The following is a 19,298-nucleotide window of genomic DNA, read 5'->3' as shown; positions in this document are numbered from 1 at the left end:
AAATACTTTAACTAAAATTAAAGTGCTACCACATTGTCTACTAGATTTTCATCATTTCTTGTTCCGTAAGGATCAATAGCAATATAATTAGGTTTTTCATTTACTATATATCGAACTTCAGTAAGTTCTTTGTTGATCTGTTTAGACTCATAATACAACACAGTACTGTTGTCCTTTACTAGTGAAGGATGTGTTGTGAAAATTCCTATTTTAATCGGCTCGTCAATCCCTATTTCTTTAACATCACCTTCTTCCTTCATTTCAAATCGTTTCGCTTTTATTGTGGCTATAACTTCATAAGTTCCACCAGATAACTTCTTATACGAACTTTCTTCTACAGCTATATCGTAAGTTATTATCCTTTTAAACCAATCATTTACCAGTTGATGATATTCTTTGGGTGTAATCTTATATATTCCTTCAAGTAATTCTATGGTATGTGCTTTAGGAGTGCCGTCTAATCGGTACTTTTCTGTCATATTTTTCAACACCTTATTTACTCGCTTCTCTCCTAGTAAATCTCTCAATGCCATCAACACTGTGTAAGCTTTACCATAAGAAATATAACCTTCCTCTTGTACTTTATAAATTGGAGGTTCAATATTTTCGCCAAATGCTCTTCCTAAAAAGTACCTTCGTCGTGCATCTTCAGCTAACTCATACAAAGCGCACTTTCCGTACATCTTTTCTAATACTACTCCTTCTGTATATTTTGCTAGTCCTTCTACTAATAAAGAACCACCCGCTACTGGTTTGGCTGTTAGCGTATGTCCCCACCATTGATGAGCTACTTCATGAATTGTTCTTTTAGCTACCAAATTAAACGTGTTTTCATCTCGTATATCTGACAAATACAAACGATCTTCAGTCATACTAATAACTCCCGGATGTGCAAATCCGCCAAATCCCCAATGCGAAGGTACTTCTGCTATACGAACGTGATTAAAACTGTACAAACCAAAATTTTCCTGACAATATGTTAAAGTTTCTTTAGCGCTATTTTCTATTGCATTGATATTAAAACTATGACTAGGATTGTAATACTGCTCAATTGCAATTCCATCATATGTCGTTTTTTGAGTTTGATATTGTGCCGAAAAATAAGCTACTATAGGAAATATTTTACCTTTTGATTTGTAGTGATAATAGTTTCTATTATTCTCTGACCAGGTTCGTATCAATTCTCCTGAGCTTATAGCTGTTTGATCGTTACTTGTAGATACAACCGTTTCAAATTGCACTTTTTCAATATTGATATCTTCAAATGCTATGTGAGTGTCTGAATTATCTTCGTCTTCTCTTTCTGGTAAATCTCTCTTTTTACGTTCAATTCTGTCAGTAATTTCCAATCTAGAAGCATACCCTATAATAGGTTCAAAATTTCTAGATGTAATGTAAGTTCCATTATAAACAATACTTTTATCTTCCTCATATCCTTTCACTTCTTTCTCTATAGTAAATGTATATTGTACTGAATCATTAGGTTGTAACTTTTCTTTAAACTCAAACACATAGGCTCCATTCACTGTATCTTTTACAATCAAACGTGTGTTTTCTATATTGATGTGTTTTAACGGAATTCTTTCTGTTATTAATAATTTAGATAGCTCTTTGTCACTCTTGTTCTTTAAAATATAATTTGCTTTGATAGTATACTTTCTTTCATTCGGGAAAATAGCTACTGTTGTTTTTTGAGATATTGGATATAGCTTTTCTAAAGCTTCGTACTGTTTATACGTACGTTCGTAATTTTTACTAAAATTTAGGTAATCGTTATCGATTTGATAATCAGAAACAATATTAGTGTTATAGAACACCAAACTTCCTGCTCCTACAGCTAATAAAAGAAAGCTTAAAAATAGTACGCTACTTACTCGATTACTCTTTTCTTTCAACTGTTTTATTTTATACGAAAAGTCTTTTATTATTCCTCTGTTCCAGAGTTTAAAGGCTATTAAACCCAAAAGTGCTCCAAGACTGAGCCAGTATAAGGATAAGTGATTAAACTGTGTAGTATTACTGTTATGTATAGTCATGTCTCCAAAATTCACTCTTGGCATAAAACCTATACTTGTTAAAGGGTGTTCTAAACCTATAAGATTTGCTTTCATCGTAACAACAACCAACAAACCAAAAACTCCCATCCCTACATACTTACTTTTAGCGATGCCATTTATAAATATGGCTAACATAGCATATACAATTAACTGTAGCCCATAATAATAAAACACAGAAGCATACATCCCTAAATCTATGCTTGAAAAACCTAAACTTACCTGAAAAGCAATACAAATGAACACTCCTGTGGCTATTAACAGCATAGGTAATAATGATAAACTAATAAACTTAGCGACAAAAAACACCCAGTTTTTTACTGGAGTAGCATCTATGATTAAATTAAAATTCATACTGTGTTCTCTCCATACAATCTCTGAACCATAAAAAATTAGTAATAAGAGTCCAAAAAGAGTTAACGGACTTGTTATAAGTTCTATCAACTGATTTGTTAAAGGATATATACTTACCCCATATTCGCGTCCTTCTACAACGTTTGCATACAGTTCAGAAAAAACAATTAGCAACCACATAGCTACAATTACTAAAAAAGGTAAGCATCTAAACACACTATTTAACTCTAGTCGTATCAAAGACAAAAGCGACTTTATTTGTGCTTTAAAATTGTATGCACCATTTATTGGTTTATAAGAAATTAGCTGTCTTGTCTCATTTTTTAATATTTTTTCTTTCTTTACTTTCTTCATGATTTTTCTAAAAGAGAAACTCTTATAAGTGAGGAATAATATCCCTATCGAAAGAGCTATCCATACAGCTCTATTCAATAAAAACAATCCCGAAAAAGAAAGTAACTGCGTGTTTTTTTCATAGGCTGTCCAATATTGAGTTTGTTCAAAAAAAGCGGCTACTCCAAAAGAATCTGCTATTGCTGCCACTGACATCATTTCTGGTGATGCAGGAATAGATTGTGCTAACAAAGGTGAGTTTAAAAAAATTGAGCTCACAAAATATAACATATAAATACATACAGCACTTGCGTAGGTTGCAATACTATTTTTTGTAAATATACTTACAGAAAATATTAAAGCTGTACATATAAAAATATTAGGTAATACTATATAAAACCAAGGTTGTATATAATACAGTAAACTAAAAGCTCCCAATCTTTCCGCGTCTAAACCAGAAAAGTAGTTACCTAACATATATCCAACTATAAAAGGAGAAAAAGCCAAGACACTAAAGATAAAAGTCCCTAAAAAACGACTCCAAAAATAATTCTGCTTTGTTATTGAAGAGCTATAAATTAAACTTTCTATGTTATGTTGCTTATCTCTTATAATAGCTGTTACCGTAAAAAACATGATGACAAAAACACTTCCTAAAGTAAAAAGTCCTGTATGAAAATATACTTGGTAAACAGCATTAAAATTCACTCCTGTAGGAGCATGTCCTTGGCTTCCTGTAAAATACCCTAATCCTAAAAAAAGTAGTACAAATAAAGGAAAGGCACGTTGTTTTAATTGGTAATAAATTTCAAATTGTAATAGTTTCTTAAACATAGATTAGGCTTTTTTATAATGAAATAATGTAGCGAAGTAATAATCTTCTAAATTCGGACGGATTTTTTCAAATCCGTTAGATAATGTAGTTTCTGAAAAAACTCTTATCTGTGTTTCTCCTGCCACTAGTTTTGTAGAGATTACATCGTACAATTTTTTATAGTGCCCTATTTCATTCTTAGCAATAATTTTCGTCCAAATAGTATTTTGAATACTCGCAACCAATTCTTTTGGATTTCCTTGTGAAATGATTTGACCTTCTGATAAAATTGCCATTTTCGTACACAAGTTTCGAACGTCTTCTACTATGTGAGTAGATAAGATGACAATTACATTCTCTCCTATTTCACTTAAAAGGTTTAAAAAACGATTGCTCTCTTCTGGATCTAAGCCTGCAGTAGGTTCATCTACAATAATTAATTTAGGGTTTGCCAATAAAGCTTGTGCTATACCAAAACGTTGTCGCATACCACCTGAAAAAGTATGTACCGCTTTCTTTCTGTGCTGATATAGGTTTACCTGTTGTAATAATGAAGCTACTTGGTTTTTGCGTTCAGTATTATTAGTAATCCCTTTTAAAATTGCTAAATGATCTAACAACTTCTCAGCAGACACTTTAGGGTATACACCAAATTCTTGAGGTAAATACCCTAAGTATTTTCGTATTTCTTCAGGTTTGTTAATAACGTCATAGTCATTAAATACAATCTTTCCTGAAGAGGGTTCTTGTAAAGAAGCTATCGTACGCATTAAAGAAGATTTACCCGCTCCATTAGCACCTAACAAGCCAAACATTCCGTTTGAAATTTTTAAATTGATTCCGTTTAATGCTTTAACTCCGTTAGGGTATGTTTTGGTAAGGTTAGTTATAGTTAATGTATTCATGTAAGATTTGTTTTATTTGCAGCAAATCTCTACTCCCTTTTCTTTTAAATAAATTAAAAATGACGTATCCTCTTGTTTTTAACTCACACAATGTATATTTAATTACTAACCAAAATTCATCTAAAAAATCTCTTTGTTCATTTCAAAAACAATAGTGTTTATCAATATAATTGTGAGAACAGTTTTACATGAGTAATTTTGAAGTATGATTGAACTTTTAAAGAAATACAAAGCCTTTTTTATTGGACTTCTAGTTATAGTTCCTTTTTTTGCTTTATTAGATTTTCTTAATTTTCTTAATATTCCAAGAGACCAACCTGTTGAGGTTATTGTAATTACTGTTTTTTGGGCGTTAGTTATAGCCTTGCCCATACACAATTATCAATATTTAAAGAAGAAAAAGAAAGCTGTAATTGGCATTGGAGTGCTTTTTATCCTACTTTTTTTTACAGTACTTTATGATTCTTACATGAAACTTCCAGACAATCCAATCACCTTCATTTCTTTAATGATTTTTTGGTTTGGTTTGGCTTATTTTTTAGTTCCTAATTTCATAAAAAAGTATTGGAAGCTTATTGCATTTTTGTATACCCCTTTACTTATTTACTTTTTGTACCTCAGATTGTTTTCTGGTGATTTAGAAGCCTATTTAAAAGTAAAAAAAGAAACTCCTTTTTACATATTCTTTTTACCCATTCCTGTTTTCTTTGTTCTTTGGATTTTTGAACAATGGAAATGGATACAAGAGTTAAAGAAGGAAAAATCTAAAACAGAATTAGCACTGCTAAAAACTCAAATAAATCCTCATTTTTTCTTCAACACTTTAAATAACTTATACGCACTGACAGTCAAAAATTCACCCCAAGCACCAGAAGTTGTACTAAAACTATCTGACATGATGCGCTATACCATTTATGATGGAGAAAAAGAAAAAGTAAAAATTTCAGAAGAAATAGAATACCTAAATAATTACATAGAGCTGCATAAAATCCGTTACAAAAAGTCAGTAGAAATAATCTTCAATCATAATATTGACACCTCCTATGATGTTCCTCCTCTATTATATATTATATTACTAGAGAATGCCTTTAAACATGGTATAGAAACACTTACAGAAAAAGCTTTCATTCATATTGATTTATACGAAGATGCTTATTTTATTTACTTTGATATAGAAAACAATTTTGATGCAAGTGAAATAAACAATTCTAAAGGAATTGGATTACAAAACTTAAAGCGAAGACTATCTTTGTTATACAATCAACAACATGAGCTAAATATTAGTTCAACAAACAGTATCTATAAAACACAGTTAAAAACCCCAAAGCATGCTTAACTATATAATTATTGATGATGAGCCCTTAGCTCATGAAATTATAACAGAATTTTGTAGTATGCTACCTCATGTTCGGTTAGAAAAAAGCTGTTACAATGCTATGGAAGCTATGCAATTTCTAAATGAACACACCGTTGATTTTATGTTTTTAGATATAAACATGCCCAAATTAAAAGGTTTAGATTTTTTAAAAACACTTTCAAATCCACCAAAAACCATTATTACTACTGCCTACAAAGAACATGCTCTTGAAGGATTTGAACTCAATGTTGTAGACTATCTTTTAAAACCGTTTAGTTTTGATCGTTTGGTAAAAGCTGTTAATAAAGTATCTGATACTGTATCTACCAAGACAAGCCACAAAGAAAGTATACAGGCAAGTCAAGCCAATACCCGAATTTTTATCAAGGGAGATAAAAAACATCATCAAATTGACTTAAATGATTTGTTATTTATAGAAGCTTATGGAAACTATACAAAACTATTTTTAATAGATGAAATGATTGTAAGTCATGAAAAGATTTCTCATTATGAATCTTTGTTAAACCCTAACCAATTTTTAAGAGTACATAAATCATTCATCGTTGCCATAAATAAAATTAAGTTTATAGAGGGTAACCGTATTATAATTCAAGAACAAAAAGTTCCAATAGGTCAAACTTATAAGAGTTTGGTTAGCAAGTTATATAATTAATCAAGACTGCGTATTTTTTTAATAATTCTCTTTTATTTTTTATAGATTTATGCGTCAACAAAACCATATACATGCATATATCTTCAACAGTTACACGTCTTTTTGATTTTCCCTACTATCAACTAGAAAACTACCCACAACAAAATTGCTTAGTTTCCAAAGAGAAAAATGAATGGGAAAGTATTTCTACGCAAGAGTATATAAATAAGGCAAATACCATAAGCAAAGCCTTACTTAACCTTGGAGTTAAACCAGAAGATAAAATAGCAATAATTACTTCTGTAAATCAGCCTAAATGGCATTTATTAGATATAGGTATTATGCAAATAGGTGCTATCAATGTTCCTTTATATCCTACTTTTTCTGAAAAAGATTATGCATACATATTAGATCATTCTGACAGTATTTATTGCTTTGTTTCTGATGATGAACTATATCAAAAAGTTGTTAAAATCAAAGATCAAACTCAACTTAAAAAGGTGTTCACTTTTGAAGAATTAGATACTGACTACAGTTGGAACTCTTTCCTTAATCTAGGGAATGATGAAACACTCCAACTTAGCGTAGATAATTTAAAAGATACCATAAAACCATCAGACCTAGCTACGATTATTTACACTTCAGGTACAACAGGTATACCTAAAGGAGTTATGCTATCACATCATAATATTGTAAGCAATGTGTTTGCTGTAGGAAAAAGAGTCAACTTACAAGACAATCAAAAAAAAGTAATAAGCTACCTCCCTATATGCCACATCTTTGAGCGTGCAGCCTCTTACTATTCTCAATATATGGGATTTGAAATTCATTTTGCAGAAAGTATTGATAAGGTTGGAGAAAATTTACGCGAAATTCAACCTCACTTTATGGCTGTAGTTCCTCGATTACTCGAAAAGGTTTTCGATAAAATTGTAGATAAAGGAAGTGACTTATCTGGAATTAAAAAGCGTTTGTTCTTTTGGGCTTTGGAACTTGGTGAAGAATATCAACCCTACAAAGCAAACGGTTGGAAGTATGAATTTCAACTTTCAATTGCTCGCAAACTTATTTTTTCTAAATGGAAAGAAGCCTTAGGTGGACAATTAGAGTTTATGTTAGCAGGAAGTGCTCCAACACAAGCTAGATTGATAAGAGTATTTACTGCAGCTGGAATTCCTGTATTTGAAGGTTACGGACTTACCGAAACTTCTCCTGCCATTTCAGTAAACGATATAAGAAATAATGGTTTTAAAATTGGAACGTTAGGGAAAGTCATCGAAAAAGCCACTGTAAAAATAGCTGAGGACGGGGAAATTTTAGTGAAAGGCCCTAATGTAATGTTAGGATATTATAAAGCTCCTGAAGAAACTAAGGAAGTGATGGTGAATGATTTTTTTCACACTGGAGACATAGGAGAATTAGACGAAGAAGGCTTTTTAAAAATTACGGATAGAAAAAAGGAAATTTTTAAAACCTCAGGAGGTAAATACATCGCTCCTGCTATTTTGGAAGGTGAATTAAAAAAATCACGTTTTATAGAACAAGTAATGGTGATCGGGGAAGGCGAAAAAATGCCTGCTGCTCTCATACAAATTGCTTTCGACTTTGTACAAGAATGGGCCAAACGACACCAGCATATAATTACAGATATCACTACAGATGAAAAACTCATTAACCGAATACAAAAAGAGATAGACTTTTATAATCAAAAATTTGGAAAATGGGAACAAATAAAACGTTTCGAAATAACTCCTGATGAATGGACCATTGATGAAGGTCATTTAACTCCTACATTGAAAATGAGACGAAAAATTATCTTAGAAAAATACAATAATTTGCGCAAAAAAATATATAATCCTCAATAAATCAACAAGTAAAGTGAAACTTGTGTAATCAGGGTATTTTTTATACTTTGCAGAGCCCAAAAATTGAACATATGTCGATTGAAATTACTCGTCTCTTTGACTTTCCTTATTATCAACTAGAAAAATATAATTTAGATCAAGCTTTTACAACCAAGTATAACGGTAAATGGCAATCTATTTCTTCTAAAGAATACATTGATCAGGCCAACACTATTAGTAGAGGTTTGTTACGATTAGGTGTACAAGCAAATGATAAAGTTGCTGTAATTTCAACGACCAATCGTACAGAATGGAATGTTTGTGATATTGGAATATTACAAACAGGAGCACAAAATGTACCTATTTATCCAACTATTTCAAAAGAAGACTACGAATACATCTTAAATCATTCTGAAGCCACTTATTGCTTTGTTTCTGATGTAACTATTTTAGAAAAATTGAATCAAATAAAAGGAAACACAAAACTTAAAGCTGTTTTTACCTTTGATGATATTGCAAATGAAAAAAGTTGGAAAGAAGTTTTAGAACTTGGAAAAGACGAAAGTAATCAAGAGGAGTTAGAACAACGTAAAGCAGCCATTACCACAGACGATTTGGCTACCCTAATTTATACCTCAGGAACTACAGGACGCCCTAAAGGTGTTATGCTAACTCATAAGAATATCGTTTCTAATGTGTTGAGCAGTGAAAAAAGAGTACCATTAGTATACGGCCAAGGACGTGCATTGAGTTTTTTACCTGTATGTCACATTTTTGAACGTATGCTTTTATACCTTTATCAGTACTGTGGAATTTCTATCTATTTTGCTGAAGCTATTGATAAGTTAAGTGAAAATGCGCAAGAAATAAAACCTCATGTAATGACTGCTGTTCCGAGGTTATATGAGAAAATTTACGATAAAATTTATGCTAAAGGAGCCGAATTAACAGGTATTAAAAAGAAATTATTCTTTTGGGCTATCGAATTAGGTTTACAATACGAACCTTATAGAGCTAATGGATGGTGGTACGAACTTCAACTTTCAATTGCTCGTAAATTAATATTCTCTAAATGGAAAGATGCTTTAGGAGGTGAACTAAAATTAATGGTTTCAGGTTCTGCAGCTTTACAACCTCGTTTAACAAGAATCTTTACTGCCGCTGGTATGCCAGTAATGGAAGGTTATGGACTTACTGAAACTTCGCCTGTAATTTCTGTAAATGATATGCGTAACGGTGGGTTTAGACTAGGTACTGTAGGTAAAGTAATTGATGGTGTTGAAGTAAAAATTGCCGACACAGGAGAGATTTTAGTTAAAGGGCCAAATGTTATGCAGGGATATTATAAAGATCCTGAAAAAACAGCTGAAGCTCTTCAAAATGGTTATTTTCATACTGGAGATAAAGGAGAAATTTGTAAAGACGGTTTCTTAAAAATTACAGGACGTACCAAAGAAATGTTCAAAACTTCAGGTGGAAAATATGTAATTCCACCATTACTAGAAGGAGAATTAAAACAATCGCGTTTTATTGAACAGGTAATGGTGATTGGTGAAGGAGAAAAAATGCCTGCAGCATTTATCCAACCTAATTTTGAATTTGTTCGTGAATGGGCACAAAGACATAATATTACCCTAGGTGATAATGCTGATTTAATTAGAAACCCAAAAGTAGTTGAACGTATTCAAGAGGAGGTTGATTACTGTAACTCAAAATTTGGAAAATGGGAACAAATAAAACGTTTCGAAATAACTCCTGATGAATGGTCTATTGATGGAGGTCAACTTACTCCTACCATGAAAATGAAGCGAAACATTATTAAAGAAATGTATCAAGATTTATACGATAAAATTTATAATGATTAAAGTATAAAATAAAGTGTTGCTCTCGCAACACTTTTCTTTTTATTATGACAAAATTTATTCCTTTTTCTTCCGATGTTTCTACAGTTTCATTGCCTAAAAAGTTTACCTATCCGTATAACTACACACCTCACCTTTTAGCTGAAATTGCCTCAAAAGAACTACAAAAATACTTAACATATCAAACAGATTTTTTTCATGACTTTGGTATTGAAAATTTTAACAACAAAGATGCTTTGGGTAAAATGTTTGGTGTTTTAGTTGTTCAAAATGTAAATGGAGATTTAGGTTATTTGGCAGCTTTTTCGGGTAAATTAGCCGAAAGTACTCAACACAAACATTTTGTCCCGCCTGTTTTTGATGTTTTAGATAAAAACGGTTTTTATCTTACTACAGAAGAAAAACTTAATCAGATAAATTCAAAAATAGCTTCTATAGAAAATTCTCCTGAATATATAAAGACTAAAAAAGTATATCAACAAACACAAGAGCAACACAATAACTTACTTGTACAAGAATATACTAAAATAAAACAGCGCAGAAATCTTAGAAAAAAACTTGAACAACAAAACAATCAGTTAAACATTAATGAGGAATTTTATCTACGTGAATACGAAGTGTATTTGAATGATAAAATAGCCCCTTTAAAAGATGTTTATGAAACATTTAAACAAGAAATTAAGAATTTAAAGAAGCAACGAAAGGAACTTTCTGCTTGGGTACAGCAAGAAATCTTTAAGCATTATTCTTTCTTAAACTCTAAAGGAGAAGTTCAAAACTTATTAGCAATTTTTAATAATTCAGATCAGAATATTCCTGCTGGTGCAGGTGATTGTTGTGTTCCTAAATTGTTACAATATGCTTTTAAACATCAGTTACGTCCTATTTGTATGGCAGAATTCTGGTGGGGAAAACCATTACAAACCTCCGTTAGAAAACATCAAAATTTTTATCCTGCGTGTACAGGAAAGTGCAAGCCTATTTTAACACACATGTTACAAGGATTGCCTATTGATGATAATCCATTAGAAACTCAATTAACGAGTGAAAAAGAAATCACTTTTCTTTACGAAGATGCAGATATCATAGTAATCAATAAACCACATGACTTACTATCCGTAGAAGGGAAAGAAATTAAAGATTCGGTATACAGTCGAATTCAAAAGTTATATCCTAATGCTACAGGACCTTTAGTAGTACATCGTTTGGATATGTCAACCTCAGGAATTTTATTAATTGCCAAAAACGAAGAAACTTATAAAGCTATACAATCTCAGTTTATAGAAAAAACGATACAAAAACGCTACGTAGCTTTATTAGATGGTGTTTTAACAGATGATAATGGTCAAATAGACCTTCCTCTTAGAGTAGATCTAGAAGATCGTCCTAAGCAACTTGTTTGTTATAAACACGGTAAAAAAGCACTCACTAAATGGGAAACCATTGAAGTTATAGAGAATAAAACTAAAGTATACTTCTATCCTATTACAGGACGTACGCATCAATTACGTGTACATGCGGCTCATCATTTAGGTTTAAATATCTCTATTGTTGGTGATGATTTATACGGAAGGAAAGCCGACAGACTAAACTTACATGCTGAAAAAATCACATTTGTACATCCAACAACACAAAAACAAATGAGTTTTACTGCTCCAACTCCTTTTTAGCTACACTACGTATTTTGTCTTTTTAAGAGAACTCAAAATAATAAAAGAAGCTAAGAAAAAGATAGCCAAACATAAAACACTCCATTGCATAGACCCTGTAATTGCATTTAAAGCACCATATACTGCTGTTCCAAGTACAATAGCTATTTTTTCTGTTACATCATAAAAACTAAAATACGTTGCATGATCTTCTGTTTCAGGTAATAATTTTGAATAGGTAGAACGTGTTAACGTTTGAATAGCTCCCTGTACCAGTCCTAACAATCCTCCTAGTCCATAAAAATAAACAGCTACATATTCTTGAGACTTATCTAATAAAAATGCACAAAAACACACCAGCATCCATACTACAATAGTTACTTTTAATGCGGTTATATTCCCCCATCTTTCTGACAATCTAGAGAATAATATAGCTCCTAAAATAGCTACAATTTGTACTAATAAAATAGTAATTATCAAACTAGTTGATGACAGTCCCAATTCAGAAGAACCAAAGATGGCAGCCATTAAAATGATAGTTTGTACACTAATACTTAGTAAGAAAAATGAAATTAAAAAACGCTTTAATGTTGGATAATTTAGCACCTCTTTAATTACTATTTGTAACTCCTTATATCCTTTCCATATATAATCTTTCTCTGGTTTTTTGTTATAAACGTTTCCTGGCAAACGTTTAAAAGTTATCTGAGCAAAACCTATCCACCATATACCTACCATCACAAAAGAAATTCTAGAAGCCATACCTGAGGTAATTCCTAAAATTTCTGGAAACATAATCATAACCAAGTTGATTACTAATAAAATCACCGAACCTATATAACCATATACAAATCCTTTTGCACTAGCTCTATCTTGCTGCTCTGGATGAGCTACCTCTGGTAAATAAGCATTATAAAATACCAAACTGGCCCAAAAACCTATACTAGCCAAAATAGTAAACCAAATACCAATCCATACAGTATCAATTCCATCGAAAAAGAATAAACTCATTACTGATATTGCTCCTAATGAACAGAAAAACTTCATAAACTTTTTCTTACTTCCTGTATAATCTGCAATACCTGATAAAATAGGTGAAATAAAAGCAACCACTAAAAATGAAAAAGATAGTGCATAACTATATAAACTATCGGGGTGTTCCCAATCCATTCCTAAAAAACGTACTGTTTTACCTTCAGTTACCGCACTATAATACAACGGAAAAACGGCTGTACTAATTACCAATGAATACACTGAATTTGCCCAATCGTAAAATGCCCAACCATTAATTAATTTCTTGTCTCCTATTTTGTACATATGAATTATAATAAAAAAACCGTTCAAAAATGATTGAACGGTTTGCAATATACTATAATTTAATGAGCTTTATTTACTAGCAGGTACGTTGTATTTTGCTGCTAATTTTTTAGCTTCTGGTAAATAAGCTTTTAATGTTTGAATACGTGTTTCGTTTGAAGGGTGAGTACTCATAAACTCTGGTGGTGCTCCTCCTCCTGAACGTTGGCTCATTCTTACCCATACTTCAGCTGCTGCTTCACCTCTATATCCGGCCATAATCATAAAAACTAACCCTAATTTATCAGCTTCAGTTTCATGACTTCTACTAAATGGTAACATAACACCAACTTGTGTTCCTAAACCATAAGCCATATTCCACAATTTAGCATTTTCGCTATTTTGAGTACCTACAGCTAATGCTACCCCTCCTAATTGTTGTAATTGACCTGTAGACATACGTTCCTGCCCGTGCTTAGCAAAAGCATGCGCTACTTCGTGTCCCATAACAGCTGCAATTCCGTCTTCATTTGCACAAATAGGTAAAATACCTGTATAGAAAACCACTTTTCCTCCTGGTAAACACCAAGCGTTTACTGTTTTATCTTCAACCAAATTAAATTCCCATCTGTAAGAATCAGCTTCAGCCTTCATTCCATTAGCACGCATAAAACGATCCACTGCTGATGAAATGTTTTTTCCTACTTTTCTTATTTGGTTTGTTTTTGTTACGTCTGTAGATACTTTATTTTCTTTTAAAAAACCTTGATACTGCGCAAAACTCGCTGGTAATATTTCAGCATCACTTACAAAGTTTAATCTTTTTCTCCCTGTAATAGGCACCGTGCTACATTGCACTAAAAAAACGGCTACACACGCTAAAGCTATAATTTTTTTCATTTTTAAATGTTTTACGTTTTCTGATTATATTAATTTTTGACACAATCTTGCAGGCGATTGTCACAAAGTTGTTCGTAAAATTATGTGTTTAAAATTACAAATTCTATATTTATCATAAAAAACTAAATAAATGAATCTTAAAAGTTCAAACATCTTTCCTCCTAGTCTAAACATTCCTCTTCCTATCATTCTTTTTTCAAAGACGTTACAAAATTTCTCTACTCATTTAACGGCTAAGTTCGCCGCTAAATTATTTACAACTCCTGTAAGTTTTCCTATGCCTAAGAGAGAAAAAGTAATGTTAGAGAGCGCTCAAAAGAAAACAATAAACGTGCCATCAATAGCAAAAAGTATTCAAGTACTTTCGTATGGATATTCTACCAAAAAAGTTTTATTTGTTCATGGTTGGGCAGGAAGAAGTACACAACTTTACATGATTGCAGATAAACTGCTTGAAAAAGGCTATATGGTTATTTCTTTTGATGGACCTTCTCATGGAAACTCTGCAGGAAAGACTACCGAAATGCCTGAATTTTTAGAAACTATTACTGAAATTAACAAACAATTTGGTCCTTTTGAAGCAGCCATAGGACATTCATTTGGAGCCATGTGTTTGTTTAATGCTATCTCTGAAAGTTTTGCAGTAAACAAATTTGTTAGTGTTGGATCTGCAGATAAAATTTCCGATGTTATTTTAAATTTCACTAAGAACTTACACGTAAAGCCTATCGTTGCAAAGAAAATGAAGCGTTTATTTGATAAAAAATGGCAAAGAGATATTGATATCCATTCATCAAGTAATGTTGCTAAAAAGATTACAATTCCTACATTAGTTGTTCATGATACAACAGACGGAGATGTCTCTGTAAGTTGTGCTGTAAAAATTCGTCAAAACCTACAAAACGGAAAACTTTTAATTACTGAAGGGCTTGGACACACTAAAATTCTTCGTAATTCAAAAGTAGCTTCCAGAATTGTCGATTTTATTACACAATAATTATGAAAAAAATAATTTTCTTCTTCCTTTTAACTGTTCTATTCAGTTTTTCTGCAAATGCTCAAAACCCAAAAAAGCCTAAAGTAAATAAAACTAATAGTGAATGGAAACAATTGTTAACGCCTCAACAATACCATGTATTAAGGGAAGCTGGTACAGAACGTCCTAATTCAAGTCCTTTGAACAAAAATTATAAAGAAGGTGTTTATGTATGTGCTGCTTGTAAAACACCTTTGTACAAGTCTGACAGTAAATTTGATTCTGGCTGTGGTTGGCCTTCTTTTGATAGTGCTATCAAAGAAAACATAGAGTTTGGTGTCGATTACAAATTAGGATATGCACGTACCGAGTTAAGATGTAAAACTTGTGGTAGCCATTTAGGGCATGTTTTTGATGATGGTCCAAAAGAAACTACGGGTAAACGTCATTGCGTTAATGGAGTTGCTTTAGAGTTTATTCCTAAAAAATAATTTCCTGGAAATTTTGTAAATTAGAGGTTCTTAAAAATCAATTTCTATGAATACCTCATACCACTCTAGTATACAAAGGCAATTTGAATATTATAAATCTTTAGGTGATAAAACTTTTGCTCAAATTAGTGAAGAGCATTTTTTTTGGCAAGTGAATGAAGAAAGTAACTCTATCGCTATCATTGCAAAACACATAGCTGGAAATATGCTTTCACGTTGGACAAACTTTTTAACCGAAGATGGAGAAAAGTCATGGCGAAATCGTGATGGAGAATTTGTCAATTCATTTACAACGAAAGAAGAAGTAATTGCTTATTGGGAACAAGGATGGGATTGTTTATTTACAGCAATTAATCCGTTAACTGAAGACGATTTAGAAAAAATTGTATACATCAGAAACCAAGGACACTCAGTTGTCGAAGCTATTAACAGGCAGTTATGTCATTACTCTTATCACATAGGACAATTGGTTTTTTTAGGCAAAATGATGCAAAATGAAAACTGGAAATCTTTATCTATTCCGAGAAATGCTTCTAAAAATTTCAATGCAGAAAAGTTTAGTGAAGAAAAAGAACGTAAACATTTTACAGAAGATTTATAACATCTCTTTTCTCATTTTTATTATCACTAAGTAGGATTATTACTACAATCAGCAATAAATCATGCTCTTTTATAAAAAAATTATACCTCCTAATTGCTAAAAACTAACAACTAATAACTAAATTTGTGCCTCTAAAAAATGAAGCCGATACATGTTTAATAATTTAAGCGAAAAGTTAGATAAAGCGTTACATACGCTGAAAGGACACGGAAAAATTACCGAAGTTAACGTTGCGGAAACGCTAAAAGAAGTTCGTAGAGCTTTATTAGATGCCGATGTTAACTTTAAAATTGCGAAAGAGTTTACCAAAACTGTACAACAAAAAGCCTTAGGACAAGACGTATTAACTACGTTAAACCCTGGACAATTAATGGTTAAACTCGTTAAAGATGAGTTAACCGAATTAATGGGAGGTGATACAGTAGGTATTAACTTAGGGGGCTCTCCTACCGTTATTTTAATGTCTGGTTTACAAGGTTCGGGTAAAACAACCTTTTCTGGTAAATTAGCTAACTACCTTAAAACTAAAAAATCAAAACAGGTTTTATTAGTTGGATGTGATGTATATCGTCCTGCGGCAATTAACCAGCTACGTGTAGTTGGAGAGCAAATTGGTGTAGAAGTATATGCAGAAGAAGGAAATCAAAATCCTGTCGAAATTTCTCTAAATGCTATTAAGCATGCAAAGGCTAACAGTAAAAATGTGGTAATTATTGATACCGCAGGTCGTTTAGCTGTTGATGAGGAAATGATGACGGAAATTTCTAACATCCACAAAGCTGTGAGCCCACAAGAAACATTATTTGTGGTTGACTCTATGACAGGTCAAGATGCTGTTAACACAGCTAAAGCCTTTAACGATGTATTGAATTTTGACGGAGTTGTATTAACCAAATTAGATGGTGATACTCGTGGTGGAGCTGCTTTATCGATTAAATCGGTAGTAGATAAACCAATCAAATTTATTGGTACGGGTGAAAAAATGGATGCAATTGATGTATTCCACCCTAGTCGTATGTCTGATCGTATTTTAGGAATGGGAGACGTTGTTTCGTTAGTAGAACGTGCCCAAGAACAATACGATGAAGAAGAAGCGAGAAAACTACAAAAGAAGATTGCTAAAAACCAGTTTGGCTTTGATGATTTCTTAAATCAAATCAATCAAATCAAAAAAATGGGTAGCATGAAAGATTTAGTTGGAATGATTCCTGGTGCTGGTAAGGCTTTAAAAGATGTAGATATTGATGATGATGCATTTAAAGGAATTGAAGCTATTATACACTCTATGACTCCTGCGGAAAGAAGTACGCCTACAATGATTAATGCGAGTCGTAAAAAAAGAATTGCGAAAGGATCGGGAACGTCGGTTCAAGAAGTAAATCAGTTGATGAAACAATTCGACCAAATGAGTAAGATGATGAAGATGATGCAAGGTGGTGGCGGAAGAAAAATGATGCAAATGATGAAAGGTATGAAATAATATTAAAAAGAGAGAAGTTTTGTCGGCTTCTCTTTTTTCTTTTTAAATAAACAACAACACACTAAATAACACACAACAACACACTAAAAATGATTTTACTAGACGGTAAAAAAACATCAGCAGACATTAAAGAAGAAATTGCTTTAGAAGTAGCAGCATTAAAGGAAAATGATAAGAAGGTACCACACTTGGCTGCCGTTATTGTTGGTAATGACGGAGCAAGTTTAACCTACGTTAACGCCAAAGTTAAAGCTTGTGAACGCGTTGGATTTGAATCTACTTTAGTTCGCCTTCCTGAAGAAACTACTGAAGAAGAATTACTAAATGAAATTGCTATTTTAAATGTTGATCATGACATTGATGGTTTTATAGTACAACTACCACTACCCGACCATATTGATGAACAAAAAGTTTTAATGGCAGTTGACCCAGATAAAGATGTAGATGGTTTCCATCCTATGAATGTTGGTAAAATGACATTGAACTTACCCACGTTTATCTCAGCGACTCCTTTTGGTATTTTAGAATTATTAGAACGTTATAATATTGAAACTTCTGGTAAAGATGTCGTTGTAATTGGTCGTAGCCATATAGTTGGTAGCCCAATGAGTATTTTACTTTCTCAAAAAAGAAAAGTAGGAAACGCTACCGTTACCTTAACCCATAGTAGAACTAAAAACTTAAAGGAAATTACCAAAAGAGCCGATATTATTGTGGCTGCTATTGGTATTCCAGAGTTTTTAAAAGGTGACATGGTAAAAGAAGATGTTGTAATTATTGATGTAGGAATTACTCGTGTAGCTGATCCTTCAAAAAAGCAAGGTTTCAGATTGGTAGGCGATGTCGCTTTTAACGAAGTTGCAGAAAAAGCTTCACACATTACTCCTGTTCCTGGAGGTGTTGGTCCAATGACTATTGCAATGTTACTAAAAAACACCCTTTTAGCTTGTGAACGTAGACAAGAAAAGGCTTAATAAAACAACTTTATATATAATAAAAAGACTGCTTAACGGCAGTCTTTTTTTATGGATAATATTAAAACCTTCTTGAATCACAGATTTTCTTTTATCTTGCCAATTGTATAAAAAGGACAAAAAAAATTGTAAAACAATTATCTAACCATATGAAAAATAATCATTTAATATTTTTTTTAATTCTTATTTTAAATATAAGCTGTAATAATCAAAAGAAAAACACTGACCTTGAGATTATCAAAGACATTGAAAGAAAAGTTAAAAGTGGTCAATACAAATCTAACAGCTCAGAATTCTCACGCTATTCACAAATAGAAAAATTTCGTGATTCTCTTGGGTTTCATGAAACAGTTGGAAAATCATTGTATAAAACTATTGGAAAATCTTGGGATAAAACACACAAAAATATTCATTTACTCCAAAAAGGAAATTTAAATGTTATTATATTAACTAATAACAAATATGAAATTTTAGATCAAGTACATGTATTATCTGATACAAATAGGAGTTTATGGGATGACCTTTCTGAGTGTAGATTAGTCAAAAATGATAATGAGGAATTTATTTATGGTTTAATATATTTATCAAATAAGTCACGAGTAAATAAAGATGACATTTTAAAAGTTTGGAAAGTAGATATTAACAAAAATAAAATAATTGAGATAACACCAGATAAAGTGTTTTGCTATAATACTTTTATGAACATGTATGACTAAACAGTTTACAACATTGTATAACCGTAATTACGACGGATTC

The 19,298-nt window shown here is 32.0% G+C and carries 15 protein-coding genes; 11 read left to right on the top strand and 4 right to left on the bottom strand.

Annotated features, from left to right (window positions below):
- Positions 1–17 precede the first annotated feature (17 nt).
- Positions 18–3,575, bottom strand: a complete 3,558-nt coding sequence (locus ACQY6M_RS02205) for a M1 family aminopeptidase (protein WP_428743012.1) — start codon at positions 3,573–3,575, stop codon at positions 18–20.
- A gap of 3 nt (positions 3,576–3,578) precedes the next feature.
- Positions 3,579–4,460 (bottom strand): ABC transporter ATP-binding protein, encoded by an 882-nt coding sequence (locus ACQY6M_RS02200; protein WP_428743013.1) that lies wholly within the window; start codon positions 4,458–4,460, stop codon positions 3,579–3,581.
- Positions 4,461–4,665: 205 nt separating this feature from the next.
- Here ACQY6M_RS02200 and ACQY6M_RS02195 point away from each other — a divergent pair, with 205 nt between their 5' ends.
- The 5 genes from ACQY6M_RS02195 (at position 4,666) to ACQY6M_RS02175 (ending at position 11,845) form a co-directional block, all read left to right on the top strand.
- Complete coding sequence (locus ACQY6M_RS02195) at positions 4,666–5,796, top strand: sensor histidine kinase (protein ID WP_428743014.1); 1,131 nt, start codon at positions 4,666–4,668, stop codon at positions 5,794–5,796.
- Positions 5,789–6,490 (top strand): LytR/AlgR family response regulator transcription factor, encoded by a 702-nt coding sequence (locus ACQY6M_RS02190; protein WP_428743015.1) that lies wholly within the window; start codon positions 5,789–5,791, stop codon positions 6,488–6,490. Before ACQY6M_RS02195 ends, ACQY6M_RS02190 begins: the two co-directional genes overlap by 8 nt.
- A gap of 71 nt (positions 6,491–6,561) precedes the next feature.
- Positions 6,562–8,334, top strand: a complete 1,773-nt coding sequence (locus tag ACQY6M_RS02185; RefSeq protein ID WP_428743016.1) for an AMP-dependent synthetase/ligase — start codon at positions 6,562–6,564, stop codon at positions 8,332–8,334.
- A 71-nt stretch (positions 8,335–8,405) separates the two neighbouring features.
- On the top strand, positions 8,406–10,178 hold the full coding sequence (locus tag ACQY6M_RS02180) for an AMP-dependent synthetase/ligase (RefSeq protein WP_428743017.1): 1,773 nt from the start codon (positions 8,406–8,408) through the stop codon (positions 10,176–10,178).
- A 44-nt stretch (positions 10,179–10,222) separates the two neighbouring features.
- Positions 10,223–11,845 carry a pseudouridine synthase gene (locus ACQY6M_RS02175; protein ID WP_428743018.1) on the top strand — a complete coding sequence of 541 codons (1,623 nt, stop codon included), beginning with the start codon at positions 10,223–10,225 and terminating at the stop codon, positions 11,843–11,845.
- Here ACQY6M_RS02175 and ACQY6M_RS02170 read toward each other — a convergent pair whose 3' ends face one another.
- Together ACQY6M_RS02170 and ACQY6M_RS02165 are read right to left on the bottom strand one after the other, a co-directional pair.
- The gene (locus ACQY6M_RS02170; RefSeq protein WP_428743019.1) at positions 11,846–13,141 is read right to left on the bottom strand and encodes an MFS transporter; all 1,296 of its coding nucleotides are present in this window, start codon (positions 13,139–13,141) and stop codon (positions 11,846–11,848) included. It lies immediately after the preceding gene.
- Between the two features lie 69 nt (positions 13,142–13,210).
- Positions 13,211–14,020 carry a M48 family metallopeptidase gene (locus ACQY6M_RS02165; protein WP_428743020.1) on the bottom strand — a complete coding sequence of 270 codons (810 nt, stop codon included), beginning with the start codon at positions 14,018–14,020 and terminating at the stop codon, positions 13,211–13,213.
- Between the two features lie 130 nt (positions 14,021–14,150).
- On the opposite strand from ACQY6M_RS02165, the gene ACQY6M_RS02160 reads away from it, so the two are divergent.
- From ACQY6M_RS02160 to ACQY6M_RS02135, 6 genes are all read left to right on the top strand, one after another.
- Positions 14,151–15,017, top strand: a complete 867-nt coding sequence (locus tag ACQY6M_RS02160) for an alpha/beta hydrolase (RefSeq protein WP_428743021.1) — start codon at positions 14,151–14,153, stop codon at positions 15,015–15,017.
- A 2-nt stretch (positions 15,018–15,019) separates the two neighbouring features.
- The gene (msrB, locus tag ACQY6M_RS02155) at positions 15,020–15,487 is read left to right on the top strand and encodes a peptide-methionine (R)-S-oxide reductase MsrB (RefSeq protein WP_428743022.1); all 468 of its coding nucleotides are present in this window, start codon (positions 15,020–15,022) and stop codon (positions 15,485–15,487) included.
- Between the two features lie 46 nt (positions 15,488–15,533).
- Complete coding sequence (locus ACQY6M_RS02150) at positions 15,534–16,088, top strand: DUF1572 family protein (RefSeq protein WP_428743023.1); 555 nt, start codon at positions 15,534–15,536, stop codon at positions 16,086–16,088.
- Positions 16,089–16,239: 151 nt separating this feature from the next.
- On the top strand, positions 16,240–17,568 hold the full coding sequence (gene ffh / locus ACQY6M_RS02145; protein WP_428743024.1) for a signal recognition particle protein: 1,329 nt from the start codon (positions 16,240–16,242) through the stop codon (positions 17,566–17,568).
- A gap of 89 nt (positions 17,569–17,657) precedes the next feature.
- Positions 17,658–18,542, top strand: coding sequence for a bifunctional methylenetetrahydrofolate dehydrogenase/methenyltetrahydrofolate cyclohydrolase FolD (gene folD / locus ACQY6M_RS02140; RefSeq protein WP_428743025.1), 885 nt, complete (start codon positions 17,658–17,660; stop codon positions 18,540–18,542).
- A gap of 149 nt (positions 18,543–18,691) precedes the next feature.
- Positions 18,692–19,258, top strand: a complete 567-nt coding sequence (locus tag ACQY6M_RS02135; protein WP_428743026.1) for a hypothetical protein — start codon at positions 18,692–18,694, stop codon at positions 19,256–19,258.
- Positions 19,259–19,298: the final 40 nt, after the last annotated feature.

It is taken from the genome of Tenacibaculum sp. (assembly GCF_050290165.1).
Lineage (GTDB): Bacteria > Bacteroidota > Bacteroidia > Flavobacteriales > Flavobacteriaceae > Polaribacter.
The sequence above is the reverse complement of the archived record's forward strand: the minus strand, read 5'-3'. Positions and strand labels throughout refer to the sequence as shown.